The following is a 380-nucleotide window of genomic DNA, read 5'->3' as shown; positions in this document are numbered from 1 at the left end:
AGGACCCCGGCCGACATCTCGGCGGTGACGCGCCGCAGCAGGGCGAGGTTGAGGTACCGGGTGGGGTCGGCGGCGACGGCGGCCAGCCTGGCGCTGCCGCGCCGCCCGGCGCGCACGGCCTCCTCGGCGCGGTAGCTGGTGGTGCTGGCCAGGCCCGCCTCGGCGCAGGCGGCCAGCCAGGCGAGGCCGTCCAGCAGGACCGCGGCGGCGATCAGCTGGGCGCTCACGTGATCGTCGGGGCCGGGGAGGGCCCTGTCAGGCCGCGCTCGGCGCGCCAGCCGTCGACGATCGCCGCCGGGAGGCCGAACATCTCGGCCCGCTCGCCGGGCGTCTCGTGGTCGTAGCCGAGCCGGTGGAGCACTCCGTGGACGGTGAGCAGT

At 77.6% G+C, this 380-nt stretch carries 2 protein-coding genes; both read right to left on the bottom strand.

Annotated features, from left to right (window positions below; genetic code table 11):
* On the bottom strand, nucleotides 1–227 hold a 227-nt coding region (locus QC029_RS30925; protein WP_279559147.1), incomplete at its 3' end, for a CNNM domain-containing protein.
* On the bottom strand, nucleotides 224–380 hold a 157-nt coding region (locus QC029_RS30920; RefSeq protein ID WP_279559148.1), incomplete at its 5' end, for an rRNA maturation RNAse YbeY. The genes QC029_RS30925 and QC029_RS30920, both read right to left, overlap by 4 nt.

Origin of the sequence: Streptomyces sp. DH37 (assembly GCF_029813835.1) — a bacterium.
Taxonomy (GTDB): domain Bacteria; phylum Actinomycetota; class Actinomycetes; order Streptomycetales; family Streptomycetaceae; genus Streptomyces.
Note: the sequence above shows the minus strand (reverse complement) of the source record. Positions and strands in the feature narration are given on the sequence as shown.